Below are 21435 nucleotides of genomic sequence, written 5' to 3' on the forward strand. Positions count from 1 at the left end.
ACGGCGCTGCGGGCGAGTCAGTATAACGTGTGCCGGGGCGCCTCCGCCACTTGAATCCCCCGCCGCTGCTTGCAGTCTAAGGAGAGTAGGATGCCGAGGCTACTACCCGCGCTGTCGAGCCGCACCGAAGGCACTCTCATTGGCTTGACGGTGGGCCGGTCGCTTGCCTTGGGCGCCGCCCCTGATGGCGCGCTGGCGCTGGCGCGGATTCTGGCCGAAGAGCTCGCACACGGCCGGACCGACCTCCGAGAGACGGCGCGCCGATGGGTGAAACACTACCGGACGGATCCCCGCGGCATCGGGCCGGAGACCGCGGCGGCCCTGAGCCATCTGGAGCGCTACGATGCACCACCCGCTGAGGCTGCCGGCCGGGGGCCCGACCCGCTGGTCCACTGTGTGCCGGTGGCGATCGCGATGTTTCAGTCCCCCCGCAATCTGGTAAGCGGCACCTATCACATCGCCGCGTTGACCCATCCCGATCCGGCTGTGGCCTGGTCCGCCGTCGCCCTCAACGTGGCGCTGGCGCGATTTCTTCAGGGGAAGCGCGACTTCATCGCCGATGTGCTGGAGGCGCTCCGGAACAACGCCGTCCCGGAGGAGCTCCTCGGTATTCTTCGGCGAGTGCCGGTGGCGCTGCGCGAGGACCTGGGCGCGGCGGAACTTTCCGCCCCGGATGCCGTCGGGTGCGTGAGGGCGGCGCTCTGGCTCGCCTACCACGAGCCGCTCGCCGCGCGAGGACTGTCCTGGGCGGCCGAAGGCGGGCCCCGGAGCGCTGCCCTGGCCGGGGCCGCCGGAGCGCTGCTGGGGGCCAGGGACGGTGTCGAGGCGCTGGATCCGTGGTCGGCCGCTCTGCCCGACCAGGGGGAGTCTCTCAGGCGGCTCGCGGCCGTCCTGGCACGCACCACTCCAACTTGAACGGGATGATCCGCTGATGCACCGACCCTCCTCTGCTGGAATGATGCTGCTTCTCCTCCTCGGCGGGGCCCCTCTCGCTGCCCAGAGCGGGGTGGATACCACCGGGGCCGGCACCCTGATCGCCCAGGCGATGAACCACTCCGAGCTGATGCAGAACCTGCAACACCTGAGCGACGCCATCGGGCCACGGCTCACCGGCTCCCCCGCGATGCGGCGGGCCAACGATTGGACGGCCGAGCGGTTCAAGGCGTACGGTCTCGCCACCCGGCTGGAGCCGTACACCTTCGCCGTCACCTGGGAACGCGGCGCCGCCTCGCTCAGACTGCTCGCGCCGTTCACCCGCGGGATCACCGCCCATAGCTGGGCCTGGACGGCCGGCACGCACGGCAAGTCCGTGGCTGGCCCGGTGATCCTGGCGGACCTCTCCACACCCGACAGCCTGGCCGCGTACAAGGACAAGGTTCGCGGAGCCTGGGTCCTTCCGCGCAGCCCCTACCCGCTGTGGAATCCCGACGGGCCTCCGATGACGGCCGACGACTCGATCCGGCTCGCGGAGCTGCTGCGTCTCCGGAACCTGGCCAGCGCGGACACCTCGGCCCCCGCGGTGCTGGCCCGCCGGCAGTTCGCCCTCGATCTCCCCTACGTGCTCAAGTCAGCCGGTGCCCTCGGCACTCTGGTGGATGGCTCCAAGGAGCACGCCCTCATGACCATGAGTGGATCGCCGATCCGGGTGTCGCCGCTGCCCAACCTGGTGATCGCCCATGAGGATTACACCATGCTGGAGCGCCAGGTACGCGCCGGCCTGGCGCCTCGTGTGGTGGCCCGGGTGGAGAACGCATTCGGAGGCGGCCCGGTGCAGCAGTGGAACACCGTGGCCGAGCTCCGAGGCAGCGAGCGGCCGGATGAAGTCGTCATCCTGGGCGCCCATCTCGATAGCTGGGACCTGGGCACCGGCGTCACCGACAACGGAACGGGATCGATGGCGGTGCTGGAGGCGGCGCGAGTCATCGCGCGCTCGGGCCTCCGGCCCAAGCGCACCATTCGATTCGTGCTGTTCAGCGGTGAGGAGGAGGGCCTGCTCGGCTCGCGGGCCTACGCGGCCGCGCACGCGGCCGAGGCGGACAGCATCCAGGCGGTGCTGGTGCTGGACAACGGGACCGGGGCCATTACGGGACAGGCGCTCCAAGGGCGGACGGAACTGGCCGGACTCTGGAAGGAGCTTCTAGCACCGGTGGCCGCGCTCGGAGCCGACAGCGTGCGCGACGCCAGCAAGAGCGGCACCGACCACCTCTCCTTCCTGCCCTATGGAGTGCCCGGATTCAACTTCGACCAGCTGCCGCGGGGGTACAGCCACACCCACCATTCGCAGACGGACACCTTCGACCATGCCGTTCCGGGGGACCTGAAGCAAGCGGCCGCCGTCGTGGCCGTGACCGCCTATGAGCTGGCCAACCTGCCGGAGCTGCTCCCCCGAGGCCCGAAGCGCGCTCCGGAACAGGTGCCGACGCACCCGTCACCCGGGCTCGCGGCGCGCTGAGGCTGCGGCCTCAGGCTTCCATTGGCAGGGTCACCGTGCAGGTCGTATCCAATCCGCCGCGGGTGTTGTACATCGTCGCCACGGTGAGCCGGATCGGCTGCAGGACCTGGAAGAGGTCCTCGGCGATCTTGGCTGTGGCGTGCTCCTGGAAGATGCCGACGCTGCGGTAACTGGTGAGGTAGTACTTGAGGCTCTTGAGCTCGAGACACCGGTCGGATGGCACGTACGTGATGCGCAGCGTGGCGAAGTCTGGCAGCCCGCTGTAGGGGCACACCGGACTGAACTCGCGGGTCTCGGTGACGATCTCCTGCTCGGGGCCGGCGTACTCGAATGTCTCCAGCACCGAGACATCGACCGCCTCCGGGCCCGTGAACGGGATGGTCCTGCCTTCGGCGATGGCCATGGCGCGTCCTCAATCGGGTCGCCGGAATATACCCGCATTCGCCGGCGGGCCCACAGCGCTCACCCCAGCCGCACCATGCCCTGCTCCAGCCAGGCGTGCTCGTTTCTGAGGACCTGCTGGGCGATGCCATACATGGCCAGATCATCGTTCTCGAACACCGCTGCAAACCGGTCTTCCACCCGGCGGCGGGCCTGGCGGGCAAACCCATCAGCCAGCTCGACCGGCCCCTGATTGGCTGGATCCTTCCGCACCATCGCCAGCGCGCGGCTGCACGCGGCCGTGATCGCCAGCAGCTCGGCGCCGATCTCGACCAGGCGGCCGAGGACCGCCTGGCGCTTCTCCAGCTTCGGTCCGAAGCGAACCATGCAGTGGAAGAGGGTGCGGGCCAGCTTCAGGCAGGATCGGTCCACGAAGCGAATGTGAGTGGCCAGCGAACCGAACTCCGCGTAGCGCCGCAACCGGGCTCCGCCGAGCCAGAGCTTGGGATACCACACGGCGTAGTACGCGCCCGAGCGGAGCGCCGCGCGGATCTTCCGCGACATGGAAGCCTTGGGGTCGATCAGGTCGCCCGCCAACTTGAGATGGGTGTCCACCGCCTCCCGCGCGATGAACAGCCGCATGATCTCGCTGGACCCCTCGAAGATCAGGTTGATCCGGAAGTCGCGCATCATCCGCTCCACCGGGTCGGGACGCTCGCCGCGGCTCCGCAGACTGTCGGCCGTCTCGTAGCCGCGGCCTCCCTTGATCTGCAGGGTATCGTCGACGATCCGCCATCCGATCTCGGTGTTCCACATCTTGGCCAGCGCCGCTTCCAGCCGGATGTCCGTCGTGCCCCGATCCGCCATCAGCGAGGCCAGATCCGCGACCGCCTCCATGGCGAACACCTCCGCGGCCATCCGGCCGATCTTCTGCGCGATGGCATCGTGCTTCCCGATCGGCTGGCCCCATTGCACCCGCTCGGCCGCCCAGCGCCGGACGATCTCCAGGCAGCGTTTCGAGGCGGCGACCGCCGAAGCAGGGAGGGTGAGCCGTCCGGTGTTGAGGGTGATCAGGGCGAGCTTGAGGCCTTTGCCCTCGCCCCAGAGCACGTTCTCCACCGGCACCTTTACGTCGGTGAAGCGGATGATGCCGTTCTCGATCGCCCGGAGCCCCATGAAGTGGAGCCGCTGGACCACTTCCACCCCGGCCCAGTCGGTCTCGACGATGAACGCGGTGATCTTCTTGGGGCCCGTCCGCGCCATCACCACCATCAGCTCCGCGAGGGTGCCGTTGGTGCACCAGAGCTTCTCACCGTTGAGCACGTAATGGCTGCCGTCGGGCGAGAGCACCGCCGTGGTGCTCATGGCGGCGGGATCGGAGCCGACGTTCGCTTCGGTGAGGGCGAAGGCGCTGACCGCTCCCCGGGCAAGCCGGGGCAGATACTTCCGCTTCTGCTCCGGCGTCCCGAAGAGCTTGAGCGGCTGGGGCACGCCGATGGATTGGGCGGCGGAGAGCAGGGCGGTGAGGTTGCCGTCGACACTGGTGACCAGGCCGATGGCATGGGTGTACCCCGTCTGGCTCAACCCCAGGCCGCCGTACTCCTCGGGGATCTTGATGCCGAACGCTCCGATCTCCCGGAGACCCTGGACCACCGACGGCGGGATCTTTCCCTCGCGGTCGATCCGGTCGCTGTCCACCCGCTCGCGAAGAAACCGCTCCAGGCGCTCCATGAACGGCCGGGCGCGCTCGACGTCGTCGGCGCTCATTTCGGGGTACGGGTGGATCAGGTCGAGCCGGAAGGAGCCCTCGAACAGCTCCCGCACGAAACTGGGCGATTGCCAATCCTTCTCCCGCGCCGCCTCGGCGACTTCCCGGGCCTCCTGCTCGGTGGCGAGCTGGGTACGCGGTTGAGGCTGCGGGTGCGCGAGAAGGTCAGTCATGGCCGGCGGGCTCGGTGAGGGTGGACGCGAGCGGCGCCGTGAGACCGCGCAGCCCGTGGAGAACCAGGTGGACGACATGGCGCTTGCGCCGCTCGAAATCCTGCGTGTCCTCCAGGGAGACCCCGACGGCGGGGGCTACGGTGCGCGCATGGACCAGCGGGAACCAGCAGAGGGCGATGATGCTGAGGAGAAGCTGCGCGGCGTTGCCCGACGGCGAGTCATCCAGGCCGAGCTCGAGGCTGATGGCCGTGAGCGCCTCCTGGCCGGCGGAGAGGTGGCCGGCGCCCTCCAGTGGACCTCCGCCGCTCAGCGCCTCCCGCTCGATCAGGCGAACGAAGTTCGGCCGGGCCGCGAGGAAGTCGAAATAGTCGGAGACCGCGCCGGCCAGGATTGCCTCGGCGGTCTGACTGCTGGCCAGGGCCCGAGCCCGGCCGGACCGAACCGCCTCCCGTACCTCACCGAAGCAGCGATCCAGCACCGCCTGGTACAGTTCAGCTTTTGACCCGAAGAAGTAGCCCGGAGTACCACGGGAGACGCCAGCGGCCGCGCCGACGTCGGTAAGACTTGTTGCCTCATAGCCTTGGGCTGCGAAGAGCCGCTCGGCGGCGTCCAGGATGGCGGCGCGGCTACGGGCGGCGTTCCGCTCTTTTTCGGCTCGCTGGCGCATAGCTGTCTCCATGGTGGTACTCTTGCTTGTCGTTCAGCAAGTTATCTACAGGATGCTATCGGCACAAGCGGTCCCACCAGGCGCCGCTGAGCCGGCTTCCTGCCGGCTCAGGCCGTCCGGCGCGCCAGCTCGAGCCCTGGCTCGATCTGCACCGCCTGCAGGTAGGCGTCCCGAGTCGCCGCTACCAGGCCGGCGGCGTTCCTGGGCGCCACCTTCCGGAAGCGCGGCAGAAACTCCTCCCACTGCACCAGTATGGTCCGTGCCCGGGCGCTCGCCGTCTTCTCCTCGTGCTCCCGGATCAGCCGCTTGAGCAGCTCGACGTCCTGCTCCTCCAGCTCGGCCAGCTCCACCATGTCGTGGTTCACTCGGCTGTCCAGCGTCCCGCCCTCGTCGAGCACGTAGGCCACCCCATTGGACATGCCCGCGCCGAAGTTCCGGCCCGCCCGTCCCAGCACCACCACGATGCCGGCCGTCATGTACTCGCAGCAGTGGTTGCCGGCGCCTTCGATCACCGCAACCGCTCCCGAATTCCGGACGGCGAACCGGTCACCGGCCTGTCCCGCGGCAAAGAGCTTCCCACCGGTGGCCCCGTAGAGCACCGTGTTGCCGATGATGAGATGGAGGTGCGATACGTCGGCGTAGGCCGCGCGGCGGAACGGGCGGATGATCAGCTCCCCGCCACTCAATCCCTTCCCGACGTAATCGTTGGCTTCGCCTTCGAGCTCGAGCTGCATGCCCCGGCAGGCGAAGGCGCCGAAGCTCTGCCCCGCGCTTCCGGTGAAGCGGAGCCGGACCGACCCCGCTGGCAGCCCCGCGTCGCCGTGCCGCTCCGCGATGGTGCCGGCCACCCGGCCACCCACGGCCAGGTGGTGGTTGGAGATCGGATAGTTCCCGGAGAACGGCAATCCACTCTCCAGGTAGGGAGCCAGCTCGGTCAGGATCTCCTCATCGAGTGAGATCAGACCGGGACGGTCGTTCCGCGGCGCGGTGCGCCGCAGGCACCCGGTGGGCCGGCGCGGCCGGCCGGCGTCGTCCGTCGGGGCCAGCAGCAGCGACAGGTCGAGCATCTGCGCCCGCGGGACCTCGGGCCGCTCGACCCGCCGGAGGAAGTCGTTCCGTCCGATGATCTCGTCCATGCTCCGGGCGCCCAGCGCCGCGAGGAACTGCCGGACCTCCTCCGCCAGCAGGGTGAAGTAGGTGATGACCTGCTCCGGTGTACCCTTGAACTTGGTGCGAAGGTCGGTTCGCTGGGTGGCGATGCCGGTGGGGCAGGTATTGATGTGGCATTGCCGGGCCATGGCGCAGCCCATGGCCACCAGAGGCGCCGTGCCGAATCCGTACGTCTCCGCACCCAGGAGGGCGGCGATCACCACGTCCCGACCGGTCTTGAGACCGCCGTCAGTGCGGACCTCGATCCGGTGGCGGAGTCCGTTCCGGACCAGCGTCGCCTGCGCCTCCGCCAATCCCAGCTCCCACGGCGAGCCGGCATGCTTGATGGAGGACAGCGGCGAGGCGCCGGTGCCTCCGTTGTGCCCGGCGATCAGCACGTAATCGGCGTAAGCCTTGGCCACCCCCGCCGCGACCGTGCCGACGCCGGTCTCGGCCACCAGCTTGACCCCGACCCGCGCCCGTGGGTTCACCGTCTTGAGGTCGTGGATCAGCTGGGCCAGGTCCTCGATCGAATAGATGTCGTGGTGCGGCGGCGGCGAGATCAGCTGAATGCCGGGCACCGCATGTCGCAACCGGGCGATGAGATCGGTCACCTTGTGCGCCGGGAGCTGGCCGCCTTCGCCGGGCTTGGCCCCCTGCACGATCTTGATCTCCAGCTCTTCCGCCCGCGTCAGGTACTCCGTGGTCACCCCGAACCGGGCGGACGCCACCTGTTTGATGCGGTTGTCGGCCCGGTCGCCGTTGCCCAGTCCGTGGTAGTGCTGCGGGTCCTCACCACCCTCACCGGAGTTGGAGCGCGCGCCCATCCGGTTCATCGCGATCGACAACGTCGCGTGGGCCTCGGGCGAGAGTGCGCCGAGCGACATCGCCGAGGAAATGAAGCGGCGGCGGATCTCCTCCGCCGGCTCGACCTCCTCCAGTGGCACCGGGGCACCCTCGCGCACGGCCAGGAGATCGCGCGGCCCGGCCGGCCGGCGGCCCCCGTTCTTCACCAGAAATCCCCCGTACGCGTCCTGGCCGTTGGCCTTCACCGCCTGCTGCAGGGCCACCACGATGGGCGGGGCCCATCCGTGATCCTCCCCGTCTTTCCGGAAGCGCACCCGGCCGTGGTCCGGCAACGAGACCTCCGCACCCTCGCCGTCGGGATAGGCGGCCCGATGGCGGGTCAGGACGTCCTCCGCGATCTCCTCGAAGCCGATGCCGCCGATTGGTGAGGCCGTGCCGGCGAAGCAGGTGGAGATGACTTCGTGTCCCAGCCCCAGCACCTCGAAGATCTGGGCGCCGCAGTAGGAGGAGAGCGTCGAGATGCCCATCTTCGAGAGGATCTTGAGCAGGCCTTTCTCGGCGGCGGAGCGGAATTGGGCTCGTCCCTCGGCAGGAGTCGGCCGGGGGGCGGCATCGCCCTCCTTCTCCCGGCGGGAGCGCTCTCGCTCTTCGCTGTACAACCCTTCGATCGTTGCCAAGGCCAGCCAGGGGTGGACCGCCTCCGCGCCATACCCGATGAGGGTGGCAAAGTGATGGATGTCGAAGGCATCGCCCGCCTCGGCCACCAGACCCACCCGCGCCCGGAGCCCGGTGTGCACCAGGTGCTGCCGCACGGCGCCGACCGCCAGCAGCATCGGGATCGGCGCGCGGCGCGCATCGGCGGCGCGGTCGCTGATCACCAGAATGCTGGCGCCCCGCCGGACCGCGCGCTCCGCCGCCCGTCGGAGCGCGGTGAGCGCCGGCCGAAGGCCGTCCACCCCTCGGGCCACGTCCCACACCGCGTCGATCGTGACGGTCGAGAAGCCGGCGACGTTGCGGAGCGCGGTCATCTCGTCGGCCGCCAGGATGGGATGCTCCAGACGGAGCATCCGCGCGTAGCTGGGACGCTCCAGCAGCGGAGACCCCCGCCGGCCGAGGTGCATGCGGAGCGACATCACCATCGCCTCGCGCAGCGAATCGATGGGCGGGTTGGTCACCTGGGCGAAGCGTTGCCGGAAGTAGGCGTACAGGCTCTGCGGCACCGCCGAGAGGGGCGGGATCGGCGTGTCGTCGCCCATGCTCCAGACCGGATCGCCGCCGGAGCTCCCCATCGGCTCCAGCACCAGCCGCAGATCTTCCGAGCCGTAGCCGAACGCGCGCTGGTCTCGGATCAGGGCCTCTCCGGCGTGCACCGGAGGCACCCGGGCGGGATCAGGCACCAGCGTGGCCATATAGCGGGCCACCCAGCGCGCATAGGGCCGCCGCGCCGCCACCGTCCGCTTCGCGTCGGGGTTCCGGATGACCTCTCCGCGCCGGGTATCGACCACCAGCACCTCGCCCGGGCCCACCTTGCCGCACTCCACGACCTCGCGCGGGTCCAGATCCACCACTCCCACCTCGGACCCGGACACCACCAGCCCGTCACGCCGCACCTTGTAGCGCGAGGGCCGCAGTCCGTTCCGGTCCACCGAGGCGCCGACCAGCACCCCGTCGGTGAACGCGATGGCCGCGGGGCCGTCCCACGGCTCCAGCACGCATTGATGGTATTCGTAGAACGCCTTCACCCCCGGATCGACGTCGGAATACTTCTCCCACGCCTGGGGCACCATCATCATCGACGTGTGCACCACGTCCCGCCCGGAGCGCACCAGCAGCTCCATGGCGTTGTCCAGGCTGGCCGAGTCGCTGCCGTCGCGCCAGATGACCTCGCGCAGCCGCTCGATCTTCTCGCCCCAGACCGGGGACGCGAGCATGGGCTGCCGCATCGTCATGGCGTTCCGGTTACCCCACAGCGTATTGATCTCGCCATTGTGGGCCAGCAGGCGGAACGGCTGGGCCAGGGGCCAGCTCGGCAGGGTGTTGGTGGAGTAGCGCTGGTGAAAGATCGCGACGGCGCTCTCATACTCCGGGTAGCGGAAGTCGGTGAAGAAGGCGGGGAGCTGCGTCCCGGTGAGGAGGGCCTTGTAGACGATGGTGCGGCAGGAGAGCGAGCAGACGTAGAAGTCCGGCAGGTTTCGCGCGGACGCTCGTCGCTCCATCTCTCGTCGCGCCAGATAGAGCGCGCGCTCCCACGCCTCCTCGTCACCCGCCATGGCGGGACGGCCCACCAGCACCTGGCGGATGACCGGGCAGGACGCCTTGGCCGTGGGTCCCAGCGCATCCGGATTGTTGGGCACGTCGCGCCAGCCGAGGAAGGGAATGCCGTCTCCGGCCAGCACCGCCTCGATCAAGGCCACGGACTCGCCCAGCGCGTGAGGGTCCCGCGGCAGGAAGAAGGCGCCGACGCCGAACGGCAGGCCAGGCTGTAGATGCAGGCCGAGCCGGTAGGCATCGCGGTAGAAGAGCCGATGGGGAATCTGGGTCAGCAGTCCCGCGCCATCGCCCGAATTGTCGGTGGATGCGGCGCCGCGGTGGGACACCCGGGCCACCGCGTCCAAGGCCATCCGGATCACTTCGTGGGATCGGGTGCCGCTGGCCTGAGCCACGAAGCCGACCCCGCAGGCGTCGCGCTCCCGTGCGGGGTCGAGCAGGCCCCCCGGGTCGGATGCGGCGTGGCGCTGGTCGTGCTGACGGGAACCGGCCGGGTGGATCCGCTGCCCAGTGGCGGCCATGGTGCCTCCTGCGGGTGGATGCCTCGTCGGCCGGAGAGGCCGAGGCGAAACAAAAAAGGCCCGCTCCATCTGGGAGCGGGCCGGGGATTGCGCGCGAGGCGCCAGCTACCCGGTCGCTCCCCTGGAGCGGACGAGATTCAGAAGCACGGTAGCCGGGGCGATGCGCGTCGACTGCATGGATTGAATTATTATGCACCGCGGTGCATTCGTCAAGCGGCCCGCGGCCTCTTGACATATGGCCAGGCCTTACGTTAGCCTCTCTGGACCGTGCCGGCGGAACGCGCCGGCGGCCGATGTCACACTCCGCATCAGGTCCACATGCTGCTCATCGGGCTCGTCGTCATTCTCGTTAGCGTCCTGCTTACCGGGCTTATCGGTGAGCGAGGGCTGCGCGGCGTGCCGACATGAGTAGCGTGAGACAGTAGCAGCGTCTCCCCCGAATCTCCCAGGCGCCGCGACCCGACAGGCTCGCGGCGCTTTTCTTTCACCCTTTTCTCGAGCACGAAAGCGCGTATGGCCACCAAGGACGTCGTGATCTTCGATACCACCCTGCGCGATGGCGAGCAGGCCCCCGGCAACAGCCTCTCCTCCGAAGAGAAGCTCCGACTGGCGCGCCAGCTCGATGCGCTCGGCGTCGACGTCATGGAGGCCGGGTTCCCCGCGGCGTCGGAGGGGGACTATCGCGCGGTCCGGGAGATCGCCACCGAGCTGCGGCGGCCGGTCGTCGCCGCCCTGGCGCGCTGCCACGATCGCGACATCGAGCTGGCCGGCGAGGCGATCCGGTCGGCCGCGCGAGGCCGGCTGCACGTGTTCATCTCCACCTCGGACCTCCACATCCGGGAAAAACTCAAGACCACCCGCGAGGACGTGCTCGACCGCGCCCGGGCGGCCATCCGCCAGGCGCGGAGCTATACCGACGACGTCGAGTTCTCCGCCGAGGACGCTAGCCGGACCGATCCGGAATTCCTCTGCCGGGTGGTGGAGCTGGCCATCGCGGAGGGCGCCCGCACCGTGAACCTGCCGGATACCGTGGGCTACGCGCTGCCGGCGGAATACGCCGCCATGTTCCGCGACGTCCTGGCCCGAGTGCCCGGCGCCGACCGGGTGGTGCTGAGCGCCCACTGCCATGACGATTTGGGACTCGCCGTGGCCAACAGCCTGGCGGCGATCGAAGCCGGGGCAGGGCAGGTCGAATGCACCGTGAATGGCATCGGCGAGCGCGCCGGGAACGCCGCCCTGGAAGAGATCGTCATGGCCAGCCACGTGCGCGGCCAGGCGGTGACCTTCCGCTGCAACGTGGAGACCCGCGAGATCTACCGCACCAGCCAGCTCCTCTCCTACCTCACCGGCGCGTTTCCCCAGTCCAACAAGGCGATCGTCGGCCGGAACGCCTTTGCCCATGAGGCCGGCATCCACCAGCACGGGATGCTGCAGAACGGGCTCACCTACGAGATCATCCGTCCCGAGATGGTGGGAATTCCCCGCTCCACCCTGGTGCTGGGCAAGCACTCCGGGCGACATGCGCTGGAGCGCCGGTTCCGGGATCTGGGGTACGACCTGGGCGAGGCCCAGCTCACCGAGGTCTACCGCCAGTTCATCGCCCTGGCCGACCGGAAGCGCGAGATCCTCGACGAGGACCTGCTGGCGCTGGTGCACGAGAGCTTTCAGGATGCCGAGGAGGCCTACCAGCTCAGTCACTTGCGGGTCGTCTGCGGCAGCATCAGTCCCACGGCAGAGGTGCGGATGACCGGTCCCTGGGCCGGCGAGCGGTCCGCCCGGGGCACCGGCGATGGCCCGATCTCGGCCGCGTTCACCGCGATCAGCGAGATCCTGGGACATCAGATCGAGGTGGTGAGCCTGTCGCTCCGATCGCTCACGCCGGGGCGCGACAGCGTCGGGCAGGTCTTCCTCCAGGCCAACGTCGACGGCAAGTCGCTCTCGGGGAACGGCGCATCCACCGATATCGTGGAGGCGAGCGCGCGCGCGCTGGTGCACGCGCTCAACAAGGCCTACCACGCCGACCGGCTGGAGGCCACCTCGCTCAACTCCATCTATCTCTGGGGCGTGTGATGGCCGAGCTCCTGACCGGCTCCCAGATTCTCTGCCGGGCACTGCTGGAGGAGAAGGTGGATCTCCTCTTCGGCTATCCCGGCGGGGCGATCATGCCGTTCTACCACGCGCTGCCGGAGTTCCCCGGATTGCGCCACGTGCTGGTGCGGCATGAGCAGGCGGCGGCGCATGCCGCCGATGGCTATGCCCGCTCGAGCGGCCGGGTCGGCGTCTGTGTCGCCACGTCGGGGCCGGGTGCGACCAACCTGGTGACGGGGCTCGCCACGGCCCACATGGACAACACGCCCCTGGTGGCGATCACCGGCCAGGTGCCCCGGGCGATGATCGGGAGGGATGCCTTTCAGGAGACCGACATCATCGGCATCACCCAGCCCATCACCAAACACAATCGCCTGGTCGAAGACGTCGAGGAGCTGGCCGATGCCGTGCGCGAGGCGTTCGCCGTGGCACTTGAGGGGAGACCCGGTCCGGTGCTGCTGGACGTGCCCAAGGACGTGCAGAACCAGAAGGCGGAGTGGACCGGCGGGCGTGCCGAGACGCCGGGCGCGATCGCCGGTGCGTCCGGCGTGGGCGACCGGGCGGCCGGGATCCGGGAAGCCGCGAGACTCGTGGCCCAGGCCGAGCGGCCGCTCATCATGGCGGGACACGGAGTCATCCTGGCCGGCGCCTACGACGAGCTGAGGATGCTGGCGGAGCGGACCGGCGTTCCGGTCATCACCACCCTGCTCGGCATCAGCGCTTTCCCCGAGTCGCACCCGCTGCACCTGGGGATGCCGGGGATGCACGGCGAGGTGCACGTCAACCGGGCCATCCAGCAGGCGGACCTCATCATCGGCCTGGGGCTCAGGTTCGACGATCGGGTGACCGGCAACCTGGCGGCGTTCGCGCGCGGGGCCAAAGTGGTGCACGTCGAGCTGGATCCGAGCGAGATCGGCAAGAACGTGCCGGTGACCGTGGGTCTGGTGGGCGACGTGGGCGAGGTCCTCCGCGAGCTGCTCGCGGCCGTGCCCCCACGCGATTGCGAGGCATGGCGGGACGAGATCGCCGGCCTCATGCGCCCCCGGGTGGAGAGCTTCCGCGGCGGGCTCTCTCCCGAGTCGATCCTCGGCGCCATCGACCAGGCCTCGGGCGGACGCTGCACCATCGTCTCCGACGTGGGCCAGCACCAGATGTGGGTGGCCAAGTTCTTTCCCTACCGGCGACCCAATACCCATATCACCTCGGGCGGGCTCGGCACGATGGGGTTCGCGGTGCCCGCGGCGATGGGTGTGGCGCTGGCCCGTCCGGACGAGCCGGTCTGGGCCATCTCGGGTGACGGCGGATTCCAGATGAACATGCAGGAGATCGCGACCATGGTGCAGGAAGGCATCCCGGTGAAGATGGCGATCTTCAACAATGGCTACCTGGGGATGGTGCGGCAGTGGCAGCAGTTCTTCCACGGCCGGCGCTATTCGGCCACGCCGATCTGGAGTCCGGACTACGTCAAGCTGGCGGAGGCGTACGGCATTCCCGGATGGCGGGTGGAGAGCGCGGCCCAGGTGGACGAGGTGCTGCGGGGCGCGCTGGCCCAGCCGGGGCCCGCGGTGGTGGAGTTCCTCATCGAGCAGGAAGCCAACGTGTTTCCCATGATTCCCCCCGGCGCCTCCCTCTCCGACGCCATCGAGTCGGAAGAGGCCACGGCGGCCGCGCCGTCACCTGGTCCGAAACTGGTCCGGGTATGACCGGCGCCCACGCGCTCACGGTGCTGCTGGAAGACCGGCTGATCACCTTCAATCGCGCCGTCGGACTCATCCGGCGACGCAACCTGCCTGTGCGGAGCATCGCCGTCGGACCCACGACGACCCCAGGCGTCTCGAGGCTCACCATCATGATTCAATCGGACGAAGCCACGGCCAATCGGGCCGTGCAGCAGTTGCAGAAGGTGGTCGGCGTGCGCGAGGCCGCAGCGTTCGCGGCGCAGGACGGGGTGGCCCGCGAGCTGGCCCTGGTGAAAGTGCGCGCCGCCGCCGACCGGTACGCCGAGCTGCTCGACGTGGTGCAGCTCTACCACGCATCGGTGATCGACGATACGCCCGACGCGGTGATCGTGGAGCTCACCGGCTCGGAGGCGTTCGTGCTTTCCTGTATCCGGGCACTCGAGCGGTTCGAGCTGCTCGACGTGGTCCGCAGCGGCGCCATCGCCATCGAGGCGGGACTGACCCCGGAGCACCGGGTTCCCGCTCCCCTCTAAGGAGAGACCGAGTCATGACCAACCTTCCCGTGCGGGTGTACTACGACGCCGACGCCGACCGCGGGCGTCTGGCGGGCCGCACCTTTGCCATCATCGGCTACGGCAGCCAGGGCCATGCCCATGCTCTCAATCTTCGGGACAGTGGAGCCAAGGTCGTGGTGGGGCTCCGCAAGAGTGGCGGCTCCTGGGCGCGCGCACAGGCCGCGGGGCTCGACGTACGAACGGTCGCCGAAGGGGCCGCCGCGGCCGACGTGATCATGATGCTGACGCCTGACCAGGACGGCCGCGCTGTCTACGAGGGCGGGGTGGCCGCGGGGCTCCGCCCGGGCAAGACGCTGATGTTCGCCCATGGGTTCAACATCCATTTCGGCGAGATCGTGCCGCCGGCCGGCGTGGACGTCTCTATGGTGGCGCCCAAGTCGCCGGGGCACCTGGTCCGCAGCGAGTTCGAGGGGGGACGCGGCGTGCCCGGCCTGGTGGCGGTGCACCAGGACGCGAGCGGGCAGGCGCTGGCGAACGCGCTGGCCTACGCTGCCGGCATCGGGTGCACCCGCGCCGGGGTCATCGAGACCTCGTTCCGCGAGGAGACCGAGACCGATCTCTTCGGGGAGCAGGCCGTGCTCTGCGGCGGCGTGACGGCCCTGGTCAAGGCCGGATTCGAAACGCTCACCGCCGCGGGCTACCGCCCGGAGATGGCCTATTTCGAGTGCCTGCACGAGCTCAAGCTGATCGTCGACCTGATGTACCGGGGTGGGATGCAGTTCATGCGCTACTCCATCAGCGACACGGCGGAGTATGGGGACTACACCCGCGGCCCCCGGATCATCACGCAGGAGACTCGCGCGGAGATGGGGCGCATCCTGCAGGAGATTCAGAGCGGCTCGTTCGCGCGCGAGTGGCTGGCGGAGAATCGGTCGGGCCGCGCCAACTTCGAGCGACTGCGCCAGACCGACCGGGATCACGAGATCGAACGGGTCGGCGCCCAGCTCCGGGCGATGATGCCCTGGTCGGAAGAAGGTAAAGCGGCCCAGCGCGCAGCGTCGGCCGAGTCTAAGGCCGCGTCATCCGCCCCCAGCGGCCGAAAGCCGGCGCCGGTCACGTGACGCCACGCACCCTGTTCGAGAAGGTCTGGGAGGCGCACGTCGTCCAGCAGGAGCCCGGTGGGCCCGCCCTGCTCTATGTCGATCTGCACCTGGTGCACGAGGTGACGTCGCCCCAGGCGTTCGAAGGGCTCCGCCTGGCGGGTCGCCGGGTGCGCCGGCCGGACCTGACCAAGGCGACCGTGGATCACAACGTCTCGACCGGAGACCGGCGGCTGCCCATCGCCGACCAGGTCTCCGCCCGGCAGCTCGATGCCTTGCGGGCCAACGCGGGGGAGTTCGGGGTGGAGCTGTTCGACCTCAACTCCCCGAACCAGGGCATCGTGCACGTCATCGGCCCGGAACTGGGGCTCACCCAGCCGGGAATGGTGATCGTGTGCGGGGACTCCCACACCTCGACCCATGGAGCGTTCGGCGCGCTGGCGTTCGGGATCGGGACCAGCGAGGTGGAGCACGTCCTGGCCACTCAATGCATCGTGCAGTCCCGTCCCCGGACCATGGAAGTTCGCTTCACCGGCATGCCCGCCCCCGGAGTCGGCGCCAAGGACCTCATCCTGGCGGTGATCCGCCGGATCGGGACGGCGGGCGCCACCGGCCACGTGATCGAGTACACCGGCGAGGCGATCCGGGCCCTCTCGATGGAAGGCCGGATGACCATCTGCAACATGTCCATCGAGGCCGGCGCGCGCGCGGGCATGGTGGCACCGGACGCGAAGACGCTTGCCTACCTGGCCGGCCGGCCGCGGTCTGCGTCAGGGGAGGAATGGAGCCGGTCGAGCGCGGTGTGGAACGAGCTCGCCACCGATCCTGGTGCGACCTTCGACCGGGAGATGAAGCTCGATGCCGCCGCCATCGGCCCCCAGGTCACCTGGGGTACGAGTCCGGGGATGACGGCCGAGATCACCGAGTTGGTCCCCGACCCGACCGAGGCACCCACCGATGCCGACCGGCAATCGTACCAACGCGCGCTCGAGTACATGGGACTCCGTCCCGGAACGCCATTGGAAGGCCTCAAGGTCGATCGGGTGTTCGTGGGCTCCTGCACCAACGCCCGGATCGAAGACCTGCGCGAGGCCGCCGGTGTCGCGCGCGGCCGCCGGGTGGCGAGCGGGGTGCGCGCGATGGTGGTGCCGGGTTCGCAGCAGGTGAAGGCCGCCGCGGAGCGCGAAGGTCTCGACCGGATCTTCACCGAGGCCGGCTTCGAGTGGCGCAATCCAGGTTGCTCGATGTGTCTCGGCATGAACGAGGACATCCTCGGTCCCGGCGAGCGATGCGCATCGACATCAAACCGGAATTTCGAGGGACGGCAGGGCAGGGGAGGCCGAACGCACCTGGTGAGTCCGGTGATGGCGGTGGCGGCGGCGGTGGAGGGCCGTCTGGTGGACGTGCGGGGGTATATTCGGCGGTAATCGAAGCGATATACAGAGGGCTCAAGCGCGTATGCGTCCCGCTAACGTACTTTATTAGCTTTCGCTAACTCATTTAACACTAACATATACAACATCTACTTAAAGCAAATTATGAAGGTGCACATCTTCCATCACGCATATTTATCAAATTGAGTATGCAACCCTTCCTCCGCCACACCGGACGCGTCGCCGCGATCCCGCGGGCCAACGTCGACACCGATCAGATCATCCCGAAGCAGTTCCTCAAGCGGATCGAGCGGACCGGCTTCGGACCATGCCTGTTCTTCGACTGGCGCTATCTCGCCGACGGCTCGCCCAATCCTGATTTCGAGCTCAATCAGCCCGCCGCCGCCGGCGCGTCGATTCTGCTCGCGGGAGAGAACTTCGGCTGCGGATCGTCCCGGGAGCATGCACCATGGGCGCTGGCGGACTACGGGTTCCGAGCGATCGTCGCCGCATCCTTCGCCGACATCTTCTACGGCAACTGCTGTCAGAACGGTCTGCTGCCCGTGGTATTGAGGAAGGCGGAGATGGACGAGCTCTTCCGCCGCGCGAGCGCGGCGGCGGCCGGCTACGAGCTCACGGTGGACCTCTGGGAGCGCCGGGCGCGGGATGACGCGGGCTTCGAGGCGGTGTTCAGCATCGACGAATACCGGCGGGAGATGCTGCTCGAAGGGCTGGATGAGATCGGCAAGACGTTGTTGCAGGAGCCCCGGATCGCCGCGTTCGAGCGGGCCCGGCAAGCGGCGCGCCAGGGGTCGGCCGGATGAAGCGATACACCATCGCCGTGCTCCCGGGAGACGGGATCGGACCCGAGGTGACAGCCGCGGCGGTGAAGGTGCTTCGCGCGGCAGCGGAGCTGCACGGTTTTCGCCTCGATCTCGCCGAGTACGCCGTCGGCGCCGCGGGAGTAGCGGAGGCCGATGATTCGCTGCCGCCCCGGACCCGAGGGGCGGTGACCCAGGCCGACGCGGTGCTGCTGGGCGCGGTGGGTCATCCTTCACTGGCCGCCGCGGAAGGCCGCCGGCGCCCGGAAACGGGGCTGCTCGCGCTCAGGAAGCTGCTCGGGGCCTACGCCAATCTTCGTCCGGTCGCGGTCCATCCGGGGCTGCGTCATGCGTCGCCACTCCGGCCTGAGCTGCTCGAGGGAGTCGATCTGCTGATCGTCCGCGAGCTGCTGGGCGGGCTCTACTACGGCGAGCCGCGGAGCCTGGGTTCCGATGCCGCCGTGAACACCCTGCGCTACTCGGTGCCGGAGATCGAGCGGGTGGCCCGGGTGGCCTTCGAGGCGGCCCGCGGGCGGAAGGGCCTGGTGACCTCGGTCGACAAGGCCAACGTGCTGGAAGTCTCGCAGCTGTGGCGGGAAACGGTCACTCGAGTGGGCTCTACGGAGTATCCCGACCTCCGGCTGGAGCACCTGTACGTGGACTTCGCCGCGATGCGCCTGGTGGCCGACCCGGCGGGGTTCGACGTACTGCTCACGGAGAATCTGTTCGGGGACATCCTGAGCGACGAAGGTGCGGTGCTTACCGGATCGCTGGGCCTCCTGCCGTCCGCCTCCATCGGTGATGGACCCGGATTGTTCGAGCCGGTGCACGGCTCGGCCCCGGACATCGCGGGCCGGGGCATCGCCAACCCGATCGGGGCTATCGCGTCGGTCGGGATGCTGCTGCGGTACGGTCTCGCTTTGCCCGAGGCGGCCGACGGTGTCGAGCGCGCGGTGGCCGGCGTGCTCGGCGGAGGGGCCAGAACGGCGGATATCGCTCGCCCGGGAGAGGCGACGGTGGGCTCGGTGGAGATGGGGGACGAGATCGCCCGGCTGGTGCTGACCGGGCGCGGAATGGAGCGGGCGGGGGCGCGATAGCGGGGAATTGCGCTGCCGTGCCGGGCCGCCATGGACAACCGCTACACCGGCGGCCGGCGCTCCCACCGGAACAGCCACACCGCGCTCCAGCCCGTGCCCAGAAGCAGTCCACCGATGGCATCGGTGGGGTAGTGCACGCCGACGTAGGCACGAGAGATTCCGATGCCGGCGGACAGCAGGATAGCGGCACCCAGGATGGCCCACCGGGCAGTCCTCCTCTGCCATGGTACCGCCCACACGATCGCGCCGAGTCCGAAGACCAGCGGCGCGAGCATGCTGTGGCCGGAGGGATAGGAATACCAGCCGGCGCCATGCATGAGGTAGGAAATGACGTGCGGCCGTGCCCGGCCCACCACCAGCTTGGCCACGGCGTAGAGGGCCCAGCCGCTGAGCACGGCTGCCGCGTAGCCCCGTGCGTCGGCCACTCGCTGGCGGGAGACGAGGACGTACAGCAGCAGGAGCACGAGCGGCGCTTCCACCGCGCCTGACCCGACCACCCCCAGGACGGTCATCCACCAGCTGAGCCAGGGACGCCGGTCCCGCCCGAGGCTCAACATTACCTGCTGGTCCCAGCCATCGGTGCGGCCCGCCATCACCAGTCCGGTGAGCCAGCCGAAGAGCAGCAGGCACACCACGGCGAGACCGGCGTAGCCCAGCGCCTCGCGCGATCGCGGCCGGCCGGGCCGGCGGACGACTCCCGTGCTAGAGATCGGTCACCGCACCAAGGCTGGCGCTCGAGACCTGCCGGGCGTACTTGTGGAGCACGCCCGCCGTGTACCGCGGAGCCGGCGCCTTCCACCGCTGCCGCCGGCCCGCCAGCTCCTCCCTGCAGACGTCGACCTCGAGCAGTCGCTGCGCGGCATCGATGGTGATGAGGTCTCCCTCCTCCAGCAGCGCGATCGCGCCTCCCACCGCCGCTTCCGGTGCCACGTGGCCGACCACCAGCCCGTAGGTCCCTCCCGAGAACCGGCCGTCGGTGATGAGCCCGACCGAGTCGCCCAGGCCAGCACCGATGATGGCGGAGGTGGGCGCCAGCATCTCACGCATGCCGGGTCCACCGCGCGGACCCTCGTAGCGGATCACCAGCACGTCGCCAGGCCGGATCCGCCGTGCCAGAATCGCCGCCAGGCAGGCCTCCTCCGAGTCGAACACCCGCGCCGGCCCGGTGATCTGGAGCGACGTGACCCCGGTGATCTTGGCGACCGCGCCCTCGGGGGCCAGGTTGCCCCGAAGCACCGCGAGGTGGCCCTGGGCATAGAGTGGGCGGGACCACGGCCGGATCACCTCCTGGTCCTGCCGAGGCTCCTCCGGGACATCGCGCAGCGTCTCGGCAATGCTCTGTCCGGTGATGGTGAGGGCGTCGCCGTGCAGCAGTCCGTGCGCGAGCAGCATCTTCATCACCTGGGGCACGCCCCCGGCGCGGTGCAGATCGGTGGCCACGAAGCGGCCCGAGGGCTTGAGGTCGCAGAGGACCGGCACCCGGGCGCGGACGGCCTCGAAGTCGTCCAGCGCGAGTGCCACGCCCGCCGAGTGCGCGATGGCGAGGAGGTGGAGGACGGCGTTGGTGGAGCCGCCCAGAGCCATGACCACGGCGATGCCGTTCTCCACGGCCTGACGCGTGAGAATCTGTCGCGGCAGAATCTGACGGCGGATGGCCTCGACCAGCACCCGGCCGCTCTCCGCGGCGCTCTCCGCTTTCTCCTCGTCTTCCGCGGCCATGGTGGAGGAGTAGGGCAGGCTCATGCCCATCGCCTCGAACACCGAGGACATGGTGTTGGCGGTGAACATCCCTCCGCAGGAGCCTTTGCCAGGGCAGGCGTGGCGCTCGACCTCGAGCAGCTCGCGCTGATCGATCTTTCCCGCGCTGAACTGGCCGACGGCCTCGAACGCGCTCACCACGGTGAGGTCGTGGCCGTCCAGGTGCCCCGGCTTGATGGTGCCGCCATAGACGAAGATGGCGGGGATGTTCATTCGGGCGATGGCGATCATCGCCCCGGGCATGTTCTTGTCGCAGCCGCCGATGGCCACCACCCCGTCCATGCTCTCGGCGCCGCAGGCGGTCTCAATGGAATCGGCGATGACCTCCCGGGACACCAGGGAGTACTTCATGCCCTCGGTGCCCATCGAGATGCCGTCGCTCACGGTGATGGTTCCGAACACCTGGGGCATCGCCCCGGCGGCGCGGACGGCGGCTTCTGCCCGCCGGGCCAGCACATCCAGGCCCGCGTTGCACGGCGTAATGGTGGAATACCCGTTGGCGACGCCGACGATGGGCTTGCCGAAATCCTCGTCGCGGAATCCGACCGCGCGGAGCATGGCCCGGTTGGGCGCACGCTGCACGCCCGCGGTGACGACTTCGCTCCTCAGGCGCTGGGACATGGACCGATATCTCTGCAGAGTGGATCCCGCGGCTCCGGGCTGGGGCGAGGGAGGTCAGGAATCTAATGAAGCTCGCGGGCTCGGTGAACGCTTTCGGCAGGATTCACGAGGGAAACGCCCTAGGGCGACTGCGGCGCTCCAGTCCTGAAGATGGGCCCGTGAGCAAGTCACGGGCCCTGGATACCACCCGGGCGCGC

At 69.2% G+C, this 21435-nt stretch carries 15 protein-coding genes; 9 read left to right on the top strand and 6 right to left on the bottom strand.

The window, feature by feature from the left end; genetic code table 11:
• Positions 1-90: 90 nt before the first annotated feature.
• The gene (locus VHR41_00780) at positions 91-915 is read left to right on the top strand and encodes an ADP-ribosylglycohydrolase family protein (protein ID HEX3232698.1); all 825 of its coding nucleotides are present in this window, start codon (positions 91-93) and stop codon (positions 913-915) included.
• 16 nt (positions 916-931) lie between these two features.
• Positions 932-2452 (top strand): M20/M25/M40 family metallo-hydrolase, encoded by a 1521-nt coding sequence (locus VHR41_00785; GenBank protein ID HEX3232699.1) that lies wholly within the window; start codon positions 932-934, stop codon positions 2450-2452.
• Between the two features lie 10 nt (positions 2453-2462).
• Here the strand turns inward: VHR41_00785 and queF are convergent, their stop codons facing one another.
• The 4 genes from queF to gltB all read right to left on the bottom strand — a co-directional run bounded on the left by queF (position 2463) and on the right by gltB (position 10186).
• Positions 2463-2855, bottom strand: coding sequence for a preQ(1) synthase (queF, locus tag VHR41_00790; protein HEX3232700.1), 393 nt, complete (start codon positions 2853-2855; stop codon positions 2463-2465).
• 59 nt (positions 2856-2914) lie between these two features.
• Positions 2915-4774 (bottom strand): acyl-CoA dehydrogenase family protein, encoded by a 1860-nt coding sequence (locus VHR41_00795; GenBank protein HEX3232701.1) that lies wholly within the window; start codon positions 4772-4774, stop codon positions 2915-2917.
• The gene (locus VHR41_00800; protein ID HEX3232702.1) at positions 4767-5441 is read right to left on the bottom strand and encodes a TetR/AcrR family transcriptional regulator; all 675 of its coding nucleotides are present in this window, start codon (positions 5439-5441) and stop codon (positions 4767-4769) included. The genes VHR41_00795 and VHR41_00800 overlap by 8 nt, the downstream gene beginning before the upstream one ends.
• A 107-nt stretch (positions 5442-5548) precedes the next feature.
• Positions 5549-10186: a glutamate synthase large subunit gene (gltB, locus tag VHR41_00805; protein ID HEX3232703.1), complete on the bottom strand. Its 4638-nt coding sequence runs from the start codon at positions 10184-10186 to the stop codon at positions 5549-5551.
• Between the two features lie 513 nt (positions 10187-10699).
• Here gltB and VHR41_00810 point away from each other — a divergent pair.
• The 7 genes from VHR41_00810 to leuB all read left to right on the top strand — a co-directional run bounded on the left by VHR41_00810 (position 10700) and on the right by leuB (position 18859).
• Positions 10700-12256 carry a 2-isopropylmalate synthase gene (locus VHR41_00810; protein HEX3232704.1) on the top strand — a complete coding sequence of 519 codons (1557 nt, stop codon included), beginning with the start codon at positions 10700-10702 and terminating at the stop codon, positions 12254-12256.
• On the top strand, positions 12256-13977 hold the full coding sequence (gene ilvB, locus VHR41_00815; GenBank protein ID HEX3232705.1) for a biosynthetic-type acetolactate synthase large subunit: 1722 nt from the start codon (positions 12256-12258) through the stop codon (positions 13975-13977). The genes VHR41_00810 and ilvB overlap by 1 nt, the downstream gene beginning before the upstream one ends.
• Positions 13974-14486: an acetolactate synthase small subunit gene (gene ilvN / locus VHR41_00820; protein ID HEX3232706.1), complete on the top strand. Its 513-nt coding sequence runs from the start codon at positions 13974-13976 to the stop codon at positions 14484-14486. The genes ilvB and ilvN overlap by 4 nt, the downstream gene beginning before the upstream one ends.
• Before the next feature lie 14 nt (positions 14487-14500).
• Complete coding sequence (ilvC, locus tag VHR41_00825) at positions 14501-15589, top strand: ketol-acid reductoisomerase (GenBank protein ID HEX3232707.1); 1089 nt, start codon at positions 14501-14503, stop codon at positions 15587-15589.
• Entirely contained in the window at positions 15586-16995 is a 1410-nt protein-coding gene (gene leuC / locus VHR41_00830; GenBank protein ID HEX3232708.1) for a 3-isopropylmalate dehydratase large subunit, read from the top strand. Before ilvC ends, leuC begins: the two co-directional genes overlap by 4 nt.
• Before the next feature lie 155 nt (positions 16996-17150).
• Positions 17151-17765: a 3-isopropylmalate dehydratase small subunit gene (gene leuD, locus VHR41_00835; protein HEX3232709.1), complete on the top strand. Its 615-nt coding sequence runs from the start codon at positions 17151-17153 to the stop codon at positions 17763-17765.
• On the top strand, positions 17762-18859 hold the full coding sequence (leuB, locus tag VHR41_00840) for a 3-isopropylmalate dehydrogenase (protein ID HEX3232710.1): 1098 nt from the start codon (positions 17762-17764) through the stop codon (positions 18857-18859). The genes leuD and leuB overlap by 4 nt, the downstream gene beginning before the upstream one ends.
• A 41-nt stretch (positions 18860-18900) precedes the next feature.
• Here the strand turns inward: leuB and VHR41_00845 are convergent, their stop codons facing one another.
• Positions 18901-19494, bottom strand: a complete 594-nt coding sequence (locus VHR41_00845) for a phosphatase PAP2 family protein (GenBank protein HEX3232711.1) — start codon at positions 19492-19494, stop codon at positions 18901-18903.
• 67 nt (positions 19495-19561) lie between these two features.
• Positions 19562-21238 (bottom strand): dihydroxy-acid dehydratase, encoded by a 1677-nt coding sequence (gene ilvD, locus VHR41_00850; protein HEX3232712.1) that lies wholly within the window; start codon positions 21236-21238, stop codon positions 19562-19564.
• Positions 21239-21435: the final 197 nt, after the last annotated feature.

The sequence above is a fragment of the Gemmatimonadales bacterium genome (assembly GCA_036265815.1).
Taxonomy (GTDB): domain Bacteria; phylum Gemmatimonadota; class Gemmatimonadetes; order Gemmatimonadales; family GWC2-71-9; genus CAVVWJ01.